The sequence below is a fragment of the Corynebacterium sp. MSK150 genome (assembly GCF_030229215.1).
In the GTDB taxonomy this organism is placed as follows: Bacteria; Actinomycetota; Actinomycetes; order Mycobacteriales; family Mycobacteriaceae; genus Corynebacterium.
Window position 1 is genome coordinate 67,423 of sequence record NZ_JASPHM010000013.1, and the last position, 13,488, is coordinate 80,910.

At 59.3% G+C, this 13,488-nt stretch carries 13 protein-coding genes and 7 tRNA genes; 12 read left to right on the forward strand and 8 right to left on the reverse strand.

The window, feature by feature from the left end:
• Positions 1 to 88: 88 nt before the first annotated feature.
• Complete coding sequence (locus tag QP941_RS09090; protein WP_502868551.1) at positions 89 to 625, reverse strand: DUF3093 domain-containing protein; 537 nt, start codon at positions 623 to 625, stop codon at positions 89 to 91.
• 64 nt (positions 626 to 689) lie between these two features.
• Between QP941_RS09090 and dut the strand changes: the two genes are divergently transcribed.
• The 5 genes from dut (at position 690) to dxs (ending at position 6,179) form a co-directional block, all read left to right on the forward strand.
• Positions 690 to 1,163, forward strand: coding sequence for a dUTP diphosphatase (gene dut / locus QP941_RS09095; protein ID WP_200435696.1), 474 nt, complete (start codon positions 690 to 692; stop codon positions 1,161 to 1,163).
• A gap of 48 nt (positions 1,164 to 1,211) precedes the next feature.
• Positions 1,212 to 2,159: a DUF3710 domain-containing protein gene (locus tag QP941_RS09100; RefSeq protein ID WP_284765913.1), complete on the forward strand. Its 948-nt coding sequence runs from the start codon at positions 1,212 to 1,214 to the stop codon at positions 2,157 to 2,159.
• A gap of 17 nt (positions 2,160 to 2,176) precedes the next feature.
• Positions 2,177 to 2,899: a DUF3159 domain-containing protein gene (locus QP941_RS09105; protein WP_284868730.1), complete on the forward strand. Its 723-nt coding sequence runs from the start codon at positions 2,177 to 2,179 to the stop codon at positions 2,897 to 2,899.
• Positions 2,892 to 4,115, forward strand: coding sequence for a class I SAM-dependent RNA methyltransferase (locus tag QP941_RS09110; RefSeq protein ID WP_284868731.1), 1,224 nt, complete (start codon positions 2,892 to 2,894; stop codon positions 4,113 to 4,115). The genes QP941_RS09105 and QP941_RS09110 overlap by 8 nt, the downstream gene beginning before the upstream one ends.
• Before the next feature lie 138 nt (positions 4,116 to 4,253).
• Complete coding sequence (gene dxs / locus QP941_RS09115) at positions 4,254 to 6,179, forward strand: 1-deoxy-D-xylulose-5-phosphate synthase (protein ID WP_284768046.1); 1,926 nt, start codon at positions 4,254 to 4,256, stop codon at positions 6,177 to 6,179.
• 20 nt (positions 6,180 to 6,199) lie between these two features.
• Here the strand turns inward: dxs and QP941_RS09120 are convergent, their stop codons facing one another.
• Both QP941_RS09120 and QP941_RS09125 read right to left on the reverse strand, forming a co-directional pair.
• Positions 6,200 to 7,444: an HRDC domain-containing protein gene (locus QP941_RS09120; protein WP_284868732.1), complete on the reverse strand. Its 1,245-nt coding sequence runs from the start codon at positions 7,442 to 7,444 to the stop codon at positions 6,200 to 6,202.
• Position 7,445: 1 nt separating this feature from the next.
• A complete protein-coding gene (locus tag QP941_RS09125; RefSeq protein ID WP_374048899.1) occupies positions 7,446 to 8,105 on the reverse strand; it encodes a DUF3000 domain-containing protein in 660 nt (219 codons plus the stop codon).
• Between the two features lie 146 nt (positions 8,106 to 8,251).
• Here QP941_RS09125 and hemQ point away from each other — a divergent pair, with 146 nt between their 5' ends.
• A complete protein-coding gene (gene hemQ / locus QP941_RS09130; protein ID WP_204608795.1) occupies positions 8,252 to 8,953 on the forward strand; it encodes a hydrogen peroxide-dependent heme synthase in 702 nt (233 codons plus the stop codon).
• A 110-nt stretch (positions 8,954 to 9,063) separates the two neighbouring features.
• Here the strand turns inward: hemQ and msrB are convergent, their stop codons facing one another.
• The 5 genes from msrB to QP941_RS09155 form a co-directional block, all read right to left on the reverse strand.
• Positions 9,064 to 9,486 carry a peptide-methionine (R)-S-oxide reductase MsrB gene (gene msrB / locus QP941_RS09135; protein WP_005328550.1) on the reverse strand — a complete coding sequence of 141 codons (423 nt, stop codon included), beginning with the start codon at positions 9,484 to 9,486 and terminating at the stop codon, positions 9,064 to 9,066.
• Between the two features lie 9 nt (positions 9,487 to 9,495).
• Positions 9,496 to 10,647 (reverse strand): glycosyltransferase family 87 protein, encoded by a 1,152-nt coding sequence (locus QP941_RS09140; RefSeq protein ID WP_239277580.1) that lies wholly within the window; start codon positions 10,645 to 10,647, stop codon positions 9,496 to 9,498.
• An 18-nt stretch (positions 10,648 to 10,665) separates the two neighbouring features.
• A complete protein-coding gene (locus QP941_RS09145) occupies positions 10,666 to 11,352 on the reverse strand; it encodes a pyrimidine reductase family protein (protein ID WP_284868733.1) in 687 nt (228 codons plus the stop codon).
• Between the two features lie 72 nt (positions 11,353 to 11,424).
• Positions 11,425 to 12,327 (reverse strand): DMT family transporter, encoded by a 903-nt coding sequence (locus QP941_RS09150; protein ID WP_284814171.1) that lies wholly within the window; start codon positions 12,325 to 12,327, stop codon positions 11,425 to 11,427.
• Between the two features lie 73 nt (positions 12,328 to 12,400).
• Positions 12,401 to 12,472: transfer RNA gene (locus QP941_RS09155), tRNA-Val, on the reverse strand.
• Between the two features lie 245 nt (positions 12,473 to 12,717).
• On the opposite strand from QP941_RS09155, the gene QP941_RS09160 reads away from it, so the two are divergent.
• The 6 genes from QP941_RS09160 to QP941_RS09185 all read left to right on the forward strand — a co-directional run bounded on the left by QP941_RS09160 (position 12,718) and on the right by QP941_RS09185 (position 13,344).
• A tRNA-Gly gene (locus tag QP941_RS09160) sits at positions 12,718 to 12,793 on the forward strand.
• Between the two features lie 47 nt (positions 12,794 to 12,840).
• Positions 12,841 to 12,912: transfer RNA gene (locus QP941_RS09165), tRNA-Val, on the forward strand.
• A 38-nt stretch (positions 12,913 to 12,950) separates the two neighbouring features.
• Positions 12,951 to 13,026: transfer RNA gene (locus tag QP941_RS09170), tRNA-Gly, on the forward strand.
• A 30-nt stretch (positions 13,027 to 13,056) separates the two neighbouring features.
• Positions 13,057 to 13,127 (forward strand) — tRNA-Cys (locus tag QP941_RS09175).
• A 27-nt stretch (positions 13,128 to 13,154) separates the two neighbouring features.
• A tRNA-Val gene (locus tag QP941_RS09180) sits at positions 13,155 to 13,226 on the forward strand.
• 42 nt (positions 13,227 to 13,268) lie between these two features.
• Positions 13,269 to 13,344, forward strand: a tRNA-Gly gene (locus QP941_RS09185).
• Positions 13,345 to 13,488 lie beyond the last annotated feature (144 nt).

Sequence of the window (13,488 nt, forward strand, 5' to 3'; positions counted from 1 at the left end):
CCCCGCACTTGGCAACCTTCTACGTGCCGAGTGCGGGGTTTGCTGTAGCAACCACCAAAATTTTGGTGGTGTGCAAAGTCATTAAAGATTACTGCTGCTCCGGGACAAAGGCGTGGAGCAGGGCCTCCGGATCCTTCGAGGCGATGAGCCAATAAGGAGTATCATCTTCTGGATCATCGAGCACCATCATGGCGTGCTCATCCACCCAAGCGTGGGAAACCAAAAACGCCGCGGGATCGAACTGCGGACCCAGCGCGTTGCGCCGCGCAGATTTGGGAACGGTGATAGACCGCGACACGACGTCGTTAGGCAATTGGGCATCTTTGACCGTGAGCCAACGCGTTCCATCCGGGTCCCGCTCTACCTTGATGACTGTATTGGACCAGGTAATAAGTACCCACACGGCGATAGCACCAAGGAGGATCGCGGGAATAATGGTCCACCACATGGAGCGGTTAAGGCCAGCGGTAGCGGAAGTAAGCCCCACGATGGCGGCTGCAAAAAGCCAAAAGTACCAAGGGACCCATTGGCGTTCGCGGTAGAGCACCTGAGGGGCCACCGTGCCCTGTGCCGAAGCGGCGCTTGACGGTGCCGGAGTTGCGGAAGTAGCAGATGTATCAGACACGTCTAGTCAGTCTAGACCACACGTGCCGCAGAATGAACCTCCCAAGGCAGGTAGGATTGGCCAGGTGACTGACTCGATTCCGCATTCTCAGCCAGAAAGCCCCTTTGGGGACGTTAAAGTCAAGCGCCTGGATAAGGAGCTTCCACTACCGCACCGTGCCCACCGTGGTGACGCCGGTGCAGACCTCTACGCAGCCGAAGCTCTTACCCTGCAACCCGGCGAGCGCGCCCTCGTCGGCACCGGGATTGCTATTGCGCTGCCGCTAGGAACGGTCGGCTTAATTCACCCGCGCTCCGGACTAGCCGCCAAGCAAGGGCTTTCCATTGTCAATACCCCGGGCACGGTAGATGCCGATTACCGCGGGGAGATCAAGGTCTGCCTCATCAACCACGACCGGCACACTCCCATTGAGATCGAACGCGGAATGCGCATCGCTCAGCTCGTGGTCCAGCGCGTAGAGCTGGTGGGGTTTGCTGAGGTTGAAGAATTGGATGACACTGTCCGCGGAGCCGGTGGCTATGGCTCTACCGGTGTGTAGTTAAAGCAGTAGAGACTCAACGAAACTTTTAGAAAGGACGTAGCACTCATGGGAATCTGGCCCTTTGGCAAGAAGAACGACGAAGAAAAGAAGGCTCAGGACAAGCCTGCAGCACAAAGTGAAAAGCCGGCGGACCCCACTTCCGCGGATGCGGAGGCGCAGGAGACTTATGCTCCAGTAGGCGACACCGCAGCAGATGCCGCGGCGGCTTCTGGCAATGAACCTCGCGAATTCGCTCATGATGCCATCAATGGCCAGACCGGTCCCTTTGATGGCGACTCCGTCGATATCGAGACCTTCGATTTCAGCGACTTTTCCATTGGCGTATTAGATCTGGGGTCCCTGCGCATCCCACTGCCAAAAGAATCCCAGGTACAGGTGGAGATGGGTGAACAAGGCCCACGAATGCTGCACATTGTGACCAAGGTAGGCCGAATTACTCCAGTAGCCTTTGCTGCCCCACGTAAGCCAGGCCAGTGGGCAGAATCCGTGGAGGAAATTAAGGAGGGCATGAGCCGCGACGGCCTTACCGTAACTACCGAGCCAGGGCCTTGGGGTGCCGAAGTCGTGGGCAAGAACGACAACGGCCAGGTCCGCGTCATCGGCGCAGATGGTCCGCGCTGGATGCTGCGCATGACCCTGGCCGCGCCGGCCGGTATGGAAGCCGACCTCGCTGACATGGCCCGCGAGGTTGCCGCCCGGACCTTCGTCTACCGCGGGGAAGACCCCATCTTGGCGGGAAATGCTTTGCCGGTCATCATGCCTGAGCAGCTCGTAGAGCAGGTCAAGCAGGCTATGGACCAGCGCCAGCAAGAACAGCAGGCAGCCGCTAATGCTCAAAACCACCCAGAAAACGGAGTGGGCGGCCCTGATCCTGCGGCAGAAGCAGAGGCGGAGCAACACTTGCGCGATTTGGGCGGTACCCCACACCAGGGTGAGAATGGATCGTCCCCGCAGAATCCCGATGAGGGCTCTGCACCTAATTCCAAGAACTAGGCAAAGCAGTAAACCACGTGACACATTCTTCCTCGCCGCAACCTTACCCGGACGCTAAGAACCTGGACTCTGAGGAGTCTGCTGCCGAACCCACCCTGCTGGAGCAAATGGGAGGCTTGTCAGGGCTCATCTCGGCCACCTTGCCGGTCATTGTGCTGATTCCTGTCAATAACTTCTTTGGGCTGGGACCAGCCTTGGCGGCGGCGCTCGGCGTGGCCGTTGTTATTGCACTCTGGAGGGTAATCCGTAAAGAGACCCTGCAGCCAGCCATATCGGGTCTGCTGGGAGTGGCCCTTTGCGCAGCCATCGCCTGGTTTACCGGTGATGCCAAAGGGTATTTCTTGTACGGCATTTGGATGTCGTTGGCGCTGTGTATTGCCGCGGTACTATCAATCCTCTTTCGGTGGCCCGCTGTGGGTGTCATCTGGAAGGGGATTAATGGCGAGGAAATGCAGTGGCAAAAGGTTGCCCAGGCGCGCCGGGCCTATGCCATCGCTACTGGTGGGTGGGCGGTTATCTTCCTGGCCCGTTTTGTTGTTCAGCGCGCCATTTATGATGCGGATGCAACCACGGCCTTAGGGGTGACCCGAATCTTGATGGGGTGGCCATTGACGCTTCTAGTTACGGCGCTGACCGTGTGGATGGTGCGCCGCGCGGATGCAGCCGTTGACGCAGCGGCGGGCGCAGGTGAGCACACTAACGCAGAACGAGAACCAAAGTCTGAGGCAGAAGATGACTGAATCAACGATGAGCCGCGGCGATAGTCTTGAGGTCACCATTGACCGCATGGCGCACGGCGGGGAAGGAATTGGCCAGGCGCCGGATGGGCGAGTGGTATTCGTTCCTCGCGCTTTTCCTGGTGACGTCGTAAAAGCTACGGCCGGCCGTGTAAAGAAGTCGTTCATTAAGGCAGAGCTGGAAAGTGTACTAAGTCCTGGGTCGTTGCGCGTTCCATCGTCTTGTCCTGCAGCCGCGCAAGGAGCAGGCTGCTGTGATTTCGCCGAGCTGGATCCCGCGGCCGAAACAGGAATCAAGGCAGAGATCTTGTCGGAGCAGCTGCGCCGAACCGGCGTTGTCACCGGTGAGGAACTGAAAAGTGAGCAGCACACCCTAGAGCCGGTTCGGGGATGGCGCACGCGGGTGAGGTGGGGCGTCGATAAGCAAGGGCGCGCCGGAACCCGTCAGCGTCGGTCCAATGAACTCATTACGGAAGCTGCGTGTACGCAGCTGGCTCCGGGATTGGCAGAGGGGCTCGTTGGAGAGGGCGCGCGCCGGTTTACCCCAGGTGCTGAGGTTATCGCCGTTCTCGATGGCGAGGGCAACCGCCACGTGGTGGAAACCCGCAAGGCCCCGCGCGGGCGCCGCGTGGAGATCATCCGTGAGGCGGTAGAAGGCAGCGGCAAGGTGCACGAGCATGTCGACGGGCGGACGTTTAGCTTTCCTGCTACCGCCTTCTGGCAGGCCCACAGCCACGCACCGGCCGCGTATACCGATCTGATAGCGGAGTGGCTCGGGGGCCGCGAGTACCAAGAGCACACCGCCTGGGATCTCTACGGTGGCGTTGGCCTATTCGTTCCCGCACTGGCCCATGCCGTGCAGGGCAAGGTTATCTCCGTGGACTACTCACCGGCGGCTACAGCGGGGGAACAGGCCGGTCTGGCAGACTGCGAGGTGGAAGTAAAGTCCGCGAAGGTGGAGCAGGTCGCCGCACAGCTTCCCAAGCCTGGCGCTGTAGTCCTTGATCCGCCGCGCACCGGAGCAGGGGAGGACGTGATTCGTTCCGTGGCGGCCGCTGCACCCCAGGCGGTCGTTCACGTGGGATGTGACCCCGCTACTTTCGCGCGCGACATGGGATACTGGAACCAGCACGGATACGGAATAGAAAAGATGGCACTCATTAACGCGTTCCCTGGAACGCACCACTTTGAAACGATTGCTCTCATTACCCCTGCCTGATGAGCCTTTATGGCTCCGAGGCGGGGTGCGGCACGGTGCCGCGCCGTTCTCGGAACATTGACCGATATAATATTCACCGCCCGCCGCGGGTACGGTAGAAAAGAAGAACTAAGCACAGAAGGAGTTGAAGGCCGCTCCATGACTATCTTGGATACCATTAACTCGCCGCAGGACCTCAAGGCACTGTCTGCAGACAAGCTTGAGGAGCTGGCGGCAGAGATTCGGCAGCGCCTCATTGACAAGGTCTCCGTCACGGGCGGACATTTGGGGCCTAACTTGGGCGTGGTGGAATTGACCATTGCGTTGCACCGCGTATTTGATTCTCCGCGCGAGCCGATTATTTTTGACACTTCGCACCAGTCCTATGTGCATAAGATGTTGACTGGGCGCACGGATCAATTCGATACCTTGCGGCAAAAGGACGGCCTTTCGGGGTATACGGACCGCGGCGAGTCCGAGCATGACTGGACCGAGTCCTCCCACGCTTCGGCGTCGCTGTCTACGGTCGATGGCTTGTCAAAGGCCTTCAAGATTCGCGGCAACGGTCACCGCAATGTCATCGGTGTTGTCGGTGATGGCGCCCTCACCGGCGGCATGTGCTGGGAGGCGTTAAACAATATCTCGGAGGATAAGGGGCGCAATGCGGTCATCGTGGTCAATGACAACGGCCGTAGCTATTCGCCCACCATCGGTGGAATCTCTGAGAATCTTGGCCGCATCCGCTCCCAGCACGGTTATGACGAGCTCATGGAACAGGGCAAGCGTCGCCTGAAGCAAATGGGATGGGTAGGCGAGCGGGCCTTTGATGCCTTGCACGCTATGAAAGAGGGTGTCAAGTCCACCGTCTTGCCTACCGAGATGTTCCCGGAACTGGGCATGAAGTACATCGGCCCCATCAATGGCCACGATATCGATAGTTTGGTGCATGCCCTGACTTATGCCCGCGATTATGACGGGCCCATCATCGTGCACGTGGTTACCGAAAAGGGCCACGGATTTGCCCCGGCTGTCAATGAGCCGAAGGACCAGATGCACTCCACCGGTGCTATCGATCCGGTCACCGGCGTGGCTAAGGGCACCAAGCAACCTGGGTGGACGGCTGCCTTTTCAGAGGAGCTGTTAGCCGCTGCCGAAAAGCGCGATGACATCGTGGCCATTACCGCTGCTATGGCCGGTCCTACTGGGCTCGCTCCCTTTCAAGAGCGCTTCCCAGAGCGATTCTTTGATGTGGGAATTGCCGAGCAGCACGCAATGACCTCTGCCTCTGGTCTGGCGCTTGGCGGGATGCACCCCGTCGTGGCGGTGTATTCCACTTTCTTAAACCGCGCCGTGGATCAGGTCATTATGGATATTGCGCTGCTAAAGCTGCCGGTAACCATCGTGCTTGACCGCTCTGGGGTTACCGGTTCCGATGGCGCTTCGCACAATGGCGTGTGGGATATGGCGCTCATGAGCATTGTGCCAGGAATGCATATTGCCGCCCCGCGCGATGGCGCGCGCCTGCGGGAGCTCTTCCGGGAGTCGCTAGAGATTGAATCTGGCCCGTCCGTGGTCCGCTTCCCTAAGGGCAATCTGCTGCCGGATATGGAAGCGGTGGATACCTTGGGCGATGGCGTAGACATCCTGCACTATGGCGAAGCTGATGCCGGGGAGGACACCCCTGAGGTACTCATTGTTTCTATCGGGGCCATGTCCGCGCGCAGTATCGAGGCTGCGAAGCTGCTGGACGAGCAGGGCGTGAACGTTACCGTTGTTGACCCGCGTTGGGTAGCGCCGGTGGCAAGCTCTGTGGTGGCTCTCGCCGCTGACCACGACTTGGTGGTTACGGCAGAAGACGGCCTTGTACGCGGCGGTATTGGCTCCATGATTTCGGAGGCCCTCAGCGCAGCCGAGGTCGATACTCCTGTGCGCCGACTCGGCGTTCCGGGTTATTTCCCTAAGCACGGCTCCCGCGGCGAGGTTTTGGAAGAGTTCGGGTTGACGCCTGAGCTTATGGCGGCGTCAATAAGCGAGTGGCTAGAAAATCTCACTGCTGATGCCAACGCGCGAGGAGAAGAGAACTAAACCTAGCCTGCTAAATATTCCTAGAAAAGACCGTCCACGATAATCGGGGCGGTCATTTCTATTTGCCATTCGCGCGCGCCCTCCGCGCGGAGATACGCAGCGACGTCGCCTGGCTGCCGGATGGCGCCGGCGACAGAATCAGGTCCGCGGTGGCGCTTATTGGCGCGCACACCTACCTTCGCCCATACCGCTGCACGCACAGCGGCAGGGCGGATAAGGAGTTCGGATGGCATGCCGAGCTCGGTGGCGAGATCGGCGATGTCCGCGCGGATAGTTTGGTATATCTCCCATAGGTCAGGGTAGTCCTTGGCCCAGATGGTTTTGGAAGGAACTGATTGTGGGGCGCGATGGACGCGAGGCCGTTGCTGCGGGGGAACGGCGCGGGCCTGGTGAAGTACAGCCATCCACTGGGCGGTGGCGCCTTTGCGCCGGCGGGGAAATCCCTTGACTCGGGCAAGGTCGCGGGCGGTGGTGGGAAGGGTGCGCGCAATTTCTACCAGCGTCCTATTTGCTAATACCCGGCCGGGCGCAGTGTCCGTGCGCCGAGCGATAGCGTCGCGCTTGGCCCACAGCGCTCGAGCAGCAGCGAGCTGACTGCCGCTGCGCAAACCGGAGATGCCCCTCAGATCGCGCCACGTGTGCGGCTGGGGAGCGAAGTCTCCGGAATGTTCCTGGACTATGGCGGAAAACTCTTCTAAAGCCCAGTCCATCTTGTCTTGTTCGGCCAAAATATCGCGCAGGGCGTCGGCTAGCTCGAGAAGCAGTTCCACATCGAGCGCGGCGTAAGCCTTGAGTTCCTCGCTGAGCTGCGGGGTGGACCAGTCGGCGTCGCCGTAGCCCTTTTCCAATTCGACGTCAAAAAGCTCTGTGACCATAGTGCCCAGATTGGGCCGTTCAAATCCCGCGAGCCGTGCCGCCAGTTCCGTGTCAAAGATGGAGCCGGGAAAGAGACCGAGCCACCCGAGACAAGGCAAATCCGAATGGGCAGCGTGAATAATCCACTCCGCGCCGTTGAGCACTGGGGCAAGGGCGGCCGTAAGCTCCTCGCGGTGGCCTTCAGGGGCAAAAAGCATCGTACCCGCGCCGCGGCGGCGAATTTGCACTACGAAGGCGCGATCATCGTAGCGATAGCCGGAGGCACGCTCGGTATCGATGGCAAAGGGGCCCGTACCCGCGGCGAGGCGGGCTGCGGCAGCGATGAACTCCTCCGGGGTAGCAAGAACCGGCGGGACGCCTTCGAGTGGCCGGCTGCGCAATTCTGGCATATTAGCGGCCGAGCTCAGTGACGCCCTCAGGGGGTAGTCCGGCAACGTTGGCCAATACCTGGGCAAAGGCCTGTACGTGGGGTGCGAGATCGAGGCCTTCGGCAGTCCACGAAGCGCGCATTTCGATCTGGTAGGCGCGCGGTGGCCCGCCAATCTCGCCAAAACGCACGGAGGCGGTGGAGGTGACGGTACCGCCCAAATTCGTGTGGTTGGCACCTTCCTTTTCCAAGCCTTCGTTGAGCCATTGCCACGCCACATCGGGCAAGAGTGGGTCGCCAGCTACGGCGTCGTCCATATCCGCCTGGATATAGGCCACAAGGCGCATGGCACCCTCCCAAGCTTCCTCAGCGCCCGGATCGTGGAGCAGGATGAGGCGACCAAAGGCGTCGCCCTCTGCATCGGTGGGCACGATGTCCGGGTCATCTTCGTTTCCCACCTCGAGGCCGATTGCGTGGCTAAACGGCGCAAGGCGTTGCGGTGGGCGAATGGAGCCTAGGGTGATCTCAGGGCGCAGGTCGGCCGCGTGCATGGACTCCACTGCTTGGGTGAAAGCGGCGGGGGTAGCTGGCTCGTGGGTTTCCGCCTGCCCGTGCAAAGGGGTGGGGGCGGAGGCCTCGGTGCTGCGTGGGGTGGTCGATTCGGAATTGCTCACGACGTTCAAGCTATAGTTTCGCGGCCTCTAGCTGGGGGAGGCGCGCCGATGCGTGGGCGTGTCGTCCTCCTCGTGGCCGGAAAGTGACAAGGTTTCATATCCAACTTATGATGGATATGTTCGTTTACCCAAAGGCTTCTGCAAAGGAGAACGCAATGGCGAAGCTTGACTACAAGGAACTCAACGCGGTTCAGCAATATTCCCAGCACGCAGTTTTTAAGGTGATCCCGGGCGCGCTCGGCACCGAGCGAGCGGAGATCATCGCCCAAGCTCAGGAGTTCTTTGCCGGCGTGGAAAAGGCCGGAAAGGTAACCGTGCGCGGCATTTACGACCTCACGGCTATGCGTGATTCCGCCGACTTCATGATCTGGTGGCACGCCGAGGAATTCTCTGACCTGCAAAAGGTCTTCGGGGACTTCCGCCGCGAGACCACCCTGGGCCAAGTCAGCGAAGTGACCTGGGTAGGCAATGCCTTGCACCGTCCAGCAGAGTTCAATAAGTCCCACCTGCCCTCCTTCATCATGGGCGAGGAGCCCAAGGAGTGGATCTCGGTATACCCCTTCGTGCGCTCTTATGACTGGTACACCATGGACGATGAAAAGCGCCGCCGCATCCTCATGGAGCACGGTATGCAGGCGCGCGACTACCCGGATGTGCGTGCAAATACCGTCCCAGCCTTTGCCCTGGGTGACTATGAGTGGATTTTGGCCTTCGAGGCGGATGAGCTCCACCGCATCGTCGACCTGATGTACCTGATGCGCTACACCGAGGCCCGCCACCACGTGCGCGAGGAGATTCCCTTCCACACCGGCCGCCGCGTCAAGGACGTAGCAGAGCTCATCGCAGTACTGCCCTAAAAGAAACGCCGCCTAGCAGTAACCCTGCTTGGCGACGTCCCTTTGTTGCGCCCTGTCACTAGCCTGCAAGTTAGGCTGCCGACGGGGCGCTCTTTCTTGTGCATGCCACCTTAGGCGGTGCCACCTTCTACCGGCTTTTCCTCCAAGTCCAGGCAGATGGAGTTGATGCAATAGCGCAAGTCGGTGGGGGTATCGTAGCCCTCGCCTTCAAAGACGTGCCCCAGGTGAGACTCGCAGTTGGCGCACAGAACTTCTACGCGGCGCATGCCTAGCGAATTGTCTTCGCGCTCAATGATTTTGTCCCCTGCGAGTGGGGAGAAGAAGGATGGCCAGCCGCAGTGGGACTCAAACTTTTCCGTAGAGCGGAAAAGCTCGGTTCCACACGCGCGGCAAGAATAGACCCCCTCGGTGGTGGTATTGGTGTACTCGCCTACGTGGGGCGGCTCGGTGCCGGCCTCGCGCAGGACGTAGTATTCCTCGGGGCTTAAGCGCTGGCGCCATTCGGTATCGGCAATGAGCTTGAAATCGGTCATGGGCCGAGTCTAAACCGTGCTGCGCGCGGCACGCCACCAGCCGGCGACCGTAGCGAAAATTGCGACGATAAGCAGCGCCCATCCCACCGTTGCCGTGAAAAAATTCATCCAGCGACCAGCATCCGGGTGCGCTGTAGACGCCCAGGAAACGGGAGCCAAATAGAGGAAGGCCGCAAACCACGCGCCCGCGGAATGGAAAACCGAACGCTTGAGCACAACGGTAAACATCAATGGGAATAGCCACATGGAGTAATACTGCTGGCCAAGGGAAGACAGGAAGAAGATACCCACCATGATCGCCCCGCTAGTCGTCAGTGCCCACAAGGTCGGGTCGGAGTTGCGCCAGCGCAAAAGTCCGAGAATCGCTGCGGCCGAAAGCGCGGCAAAAATCAACCACACGGTCCAATACAGTCCCGCGCCAAAGTCAACGTAGGCGCGGAAGCCTGCCCAGGAAGAATTGGCATAGTCACGGGTTTCTGAGAGGTAGGGCAGGAGGTTATCCACAAAGCCGCTAGCGCCCGGCACCAGCGGCCACGCTAGGAGGTTGAGAATTACCGGTACGCCAATGCCAGTCGCGAGACTGCGCCATTGCAGCTTGACCAAGGGCAGGAAGAGCAACGGCGCAAATTGCGGTTTAATGACGATGGCCAAGCCAATGACCACGCCTGCCACCCAGCCCAGCCATGGGGTGCGCTCGGCGCGCAAGAAAGACCACAAGAACACGGCCATGCATAGCAAGAGAATGCCGTTGATATTGGTAAATGCGAGCGTATTGGTCACCGATTCCGTGACAAAGGCCAAAGCGATAGATACTGGCCACACTGCCGAAGTAAGTGTGCGGCCCACCGTAAGGGTGAGCACCGCTAGCGCTGCCACGATTGCAGCCGCGTTGGCGACGATGAATAGTCCCCGTGCCAACGAAAAATCCATGTGCGCTAGTGGTGCGAGCAGCAACGTGGCTCCCGGGGTATACAGGTACAGCGGGTCAACGTGGTTATAAGCCTGCTCATAGACCGGCTGGCCAGTGGCCATGCGTATCACAGCGTTATACACGGTGGTGAAATCATCCGTCGGCGTGCCATTGCGCGCGATGATGAAAACGCGATGCACAACAAGCAGGATGGCCACGGGCCAGGCGGCGGCATTGATTCGGGAATTCACGGCCCCTTAGTCTACGGCCTAGCGGGCGCGGGAATACCGCAGAAACACCGTGCCATCCTGATCAGCCGCGACATTTTCTAACTGCATGCGGCGATGGGAATGCTCGCCCTTAAAGGTCGCCATGGGAGTTTCCACGCCGGTAGATAGATGTGGGTCCAGGGTCAAATACATCTGGTCGATGGCATCGATGTCTACCAGCTGCCCTATCATTCCTGGCCCGCCCTCGCACAGCACGCGCTTAAACCCGCGGTCCTGCAAGACGGAAATGTAGTCCTGCACGGTTCCTTCGCCAGCATCGCAGACTTCTGCGCCTGTGGATTCGATGGTCGCGATGCGCTTTGCGAGCTCTTGATCGTCCCTGCTGCTATGGGGGACCAGGATGATGGGAGGGGTAGTAAAATCCGTGAAGAAGTCCGAGGTGACATCAAACTCAAGGCTGCGGGAAGGCACCGCAATCGGAGCCGGCCGCGAACCATCCCCGTTAGGTTCTACTCCGGAGTAGTCCTCCGCGCGCACCGTTTGCGCACCCACCAGCACGACGTCTGCCCAGTTACGTAGCGCAGCAAAAAGCTGCCCATCAGTGTCATTTCCCATGGCTTCGGAAACGTGGTTCATGGTTGCCGATCCAGTTAGTGTGCTGACCATATTTGTGCGGACGGTGAATACTTCACCGGAATCGGGGCCCAATAGCGAAGAGATATCCATGTCTTCCCAGCCTAGTCAAGGCACCAGATACCCAGCACGGCAAGGTACCGGGCATAGCCACAGGAGTGGGGCTTACACCAGGCGGATGAGTATTACACCAAGCAAGATCACTGCAATGCCGGCTACCTGGCGCATTGCGACTCGCGCACCCCGCAGGCGATCAATGAGCACGGACCCCAACATGGAACCGAGAAGGGTTGCCACCACAGTAAGCCCAGTGCCAATTTGTGGTACTAAGGCCGCGTTGCCAAAGACAAACATGGCTCCCAAGGCGCCGCCTGCCCACATCCACCACGGATTAGCCTTACCCTCGGGACGCTCAATGTGAGGGCGCCAGCGCAAAACAATATTGAGCATCACGAGCGCGGAAACGCCGATGCTAAAAGAGACCAAAGCCGCACTAACGGGCGATCCGGTGATCTGCCCCAGGTGGCCGTTGATGGCGGATTGGCATGCGGTAAAGCAACCAAAGACAAAGCCGGCGAGGCGCCAAAGCCACAACGCCATAGCGCTGTCTTCTTGCTTCGTCGGCGCGCCGGGGCTAGCGACGATAGAAATCACTCCGCCGAGAACAACTAGTGCCCCTAGAGCGCGAATAAGGGACAGTGGGGAAGTGGGGGAGTCAAACAGCCCAAAGTGGTCGATGACAAGGCCCATCATGATTTGGCCCGCGATGGGAAGGACTACGGTCTGAACCGCACCCAGATGAGGAAATAGCAGGATATTTCCAGTAAGCGCAACCACGCCGAGCAGACCACCGAACCAAATCCACAGCGGTTCCCCAAAGGCACGGGAAATGCCGAACTCGCCGCCGGTCACGGCTGTAGCAATGACAAGCAAAGTCATCGTGCCCACGGCAAACGAAATGAGCGATGAGGAAAACGGCGTGCCAGTAGACGCGCGAAGGCGCGTATTAACCAGGGTCTGAACGGGCAGAACGAGTCCGGCGATAATGCCTAAGAGAATCCACAACACGTCGGGACACTTTACAGGCATATAAAGAAACCCGCCCAAGCCCCTATGGAGTGGAGCGGTGGGCGGGAAATTGTGGTCCTAACTGGGATTGAACCAGTGACCTTTCCGGTGTGAACGGAACGCTCTCCCACTGAGCTATAGGACCTTGCGGTGGCTAAATCTACACCGCACCAAATTCAAACACCTAATTGGCTGGGCAGGAGTGCACATCAGAGGGAGGTGGCCTGTGGTCCACTGCCTTCGGAGAATCACACCAATGTGTTTTGGGATGGCCCGAATGTGAAAAACGGGTGCCGGAAAGAATGCCGCTGGGCTGGGGATTTGGAAACTGGCGCGGAGCACGATAATGTTTCTTCTCGCACCGCAACGGTACAAAGTTTGCGGGGCAATGCGGATGTAGCGCAGTTGGTAGCGCATCACCTTGCCAAGGTGAGGGTCGCGAGTTCGAGTCTCGTCATCCGCTCCACGCTTTTCTAGGGGTTCGCCTGTGAAGAGTGATTCTAAATGAATAGCGCGCGATTAGCTCAGTGGGAGAGCGCTTCCCTGACACGGAAGAGGTCACTGGTTCAATCCCAGTATCGCGCACAAGGACTTTGTCCTAGAAACCGGGCCTGGTTTCGCATGCGGATGTAGCGCAGTTGGTAGCGCATCACCTTGCCAAGGTGAGGGTCGCGAGTTCGAGTCTCGTCATCCGCTCCAGCACTGTATTGTGTGAGGCGGTATCGCCACGGTGGAATGGCCGAGTGGTGAGGCAACGGTCTGCAAAACCGTGCACACGGGTTCGATTCCCGTTTCCACCTCAACTTCTTAATGCCTTCGGGCATTAAGCGCGATTAGCTCAGTGGGAGAGCGCTTCCCTGACACGGAAGAGGTCACTGGTTCAATCCCAGTATCGCGCACAGGGTTCCTTTTAGAACCCGTGGCAAACTTATGTTTGCCACGCGGATGTAGCGCAGTTGGTAGCGCATCACCTTGCCAAGGTGAGGGTCGCGAGTTCGAGTCTCGTCATCCGCTCCACATAGCCGCTCCAGAAATGGAGCGGCTTTTTCTATGTCTACATGTGCTCGTTCTCAGGCCCGCTCTTGGGTTAAGGGTCAAAATGTGTGTCTGGTTCGGCGTGTCGGTGGGGGTTAGATTTGCCAGCTTCCAGGCCGGCTGACT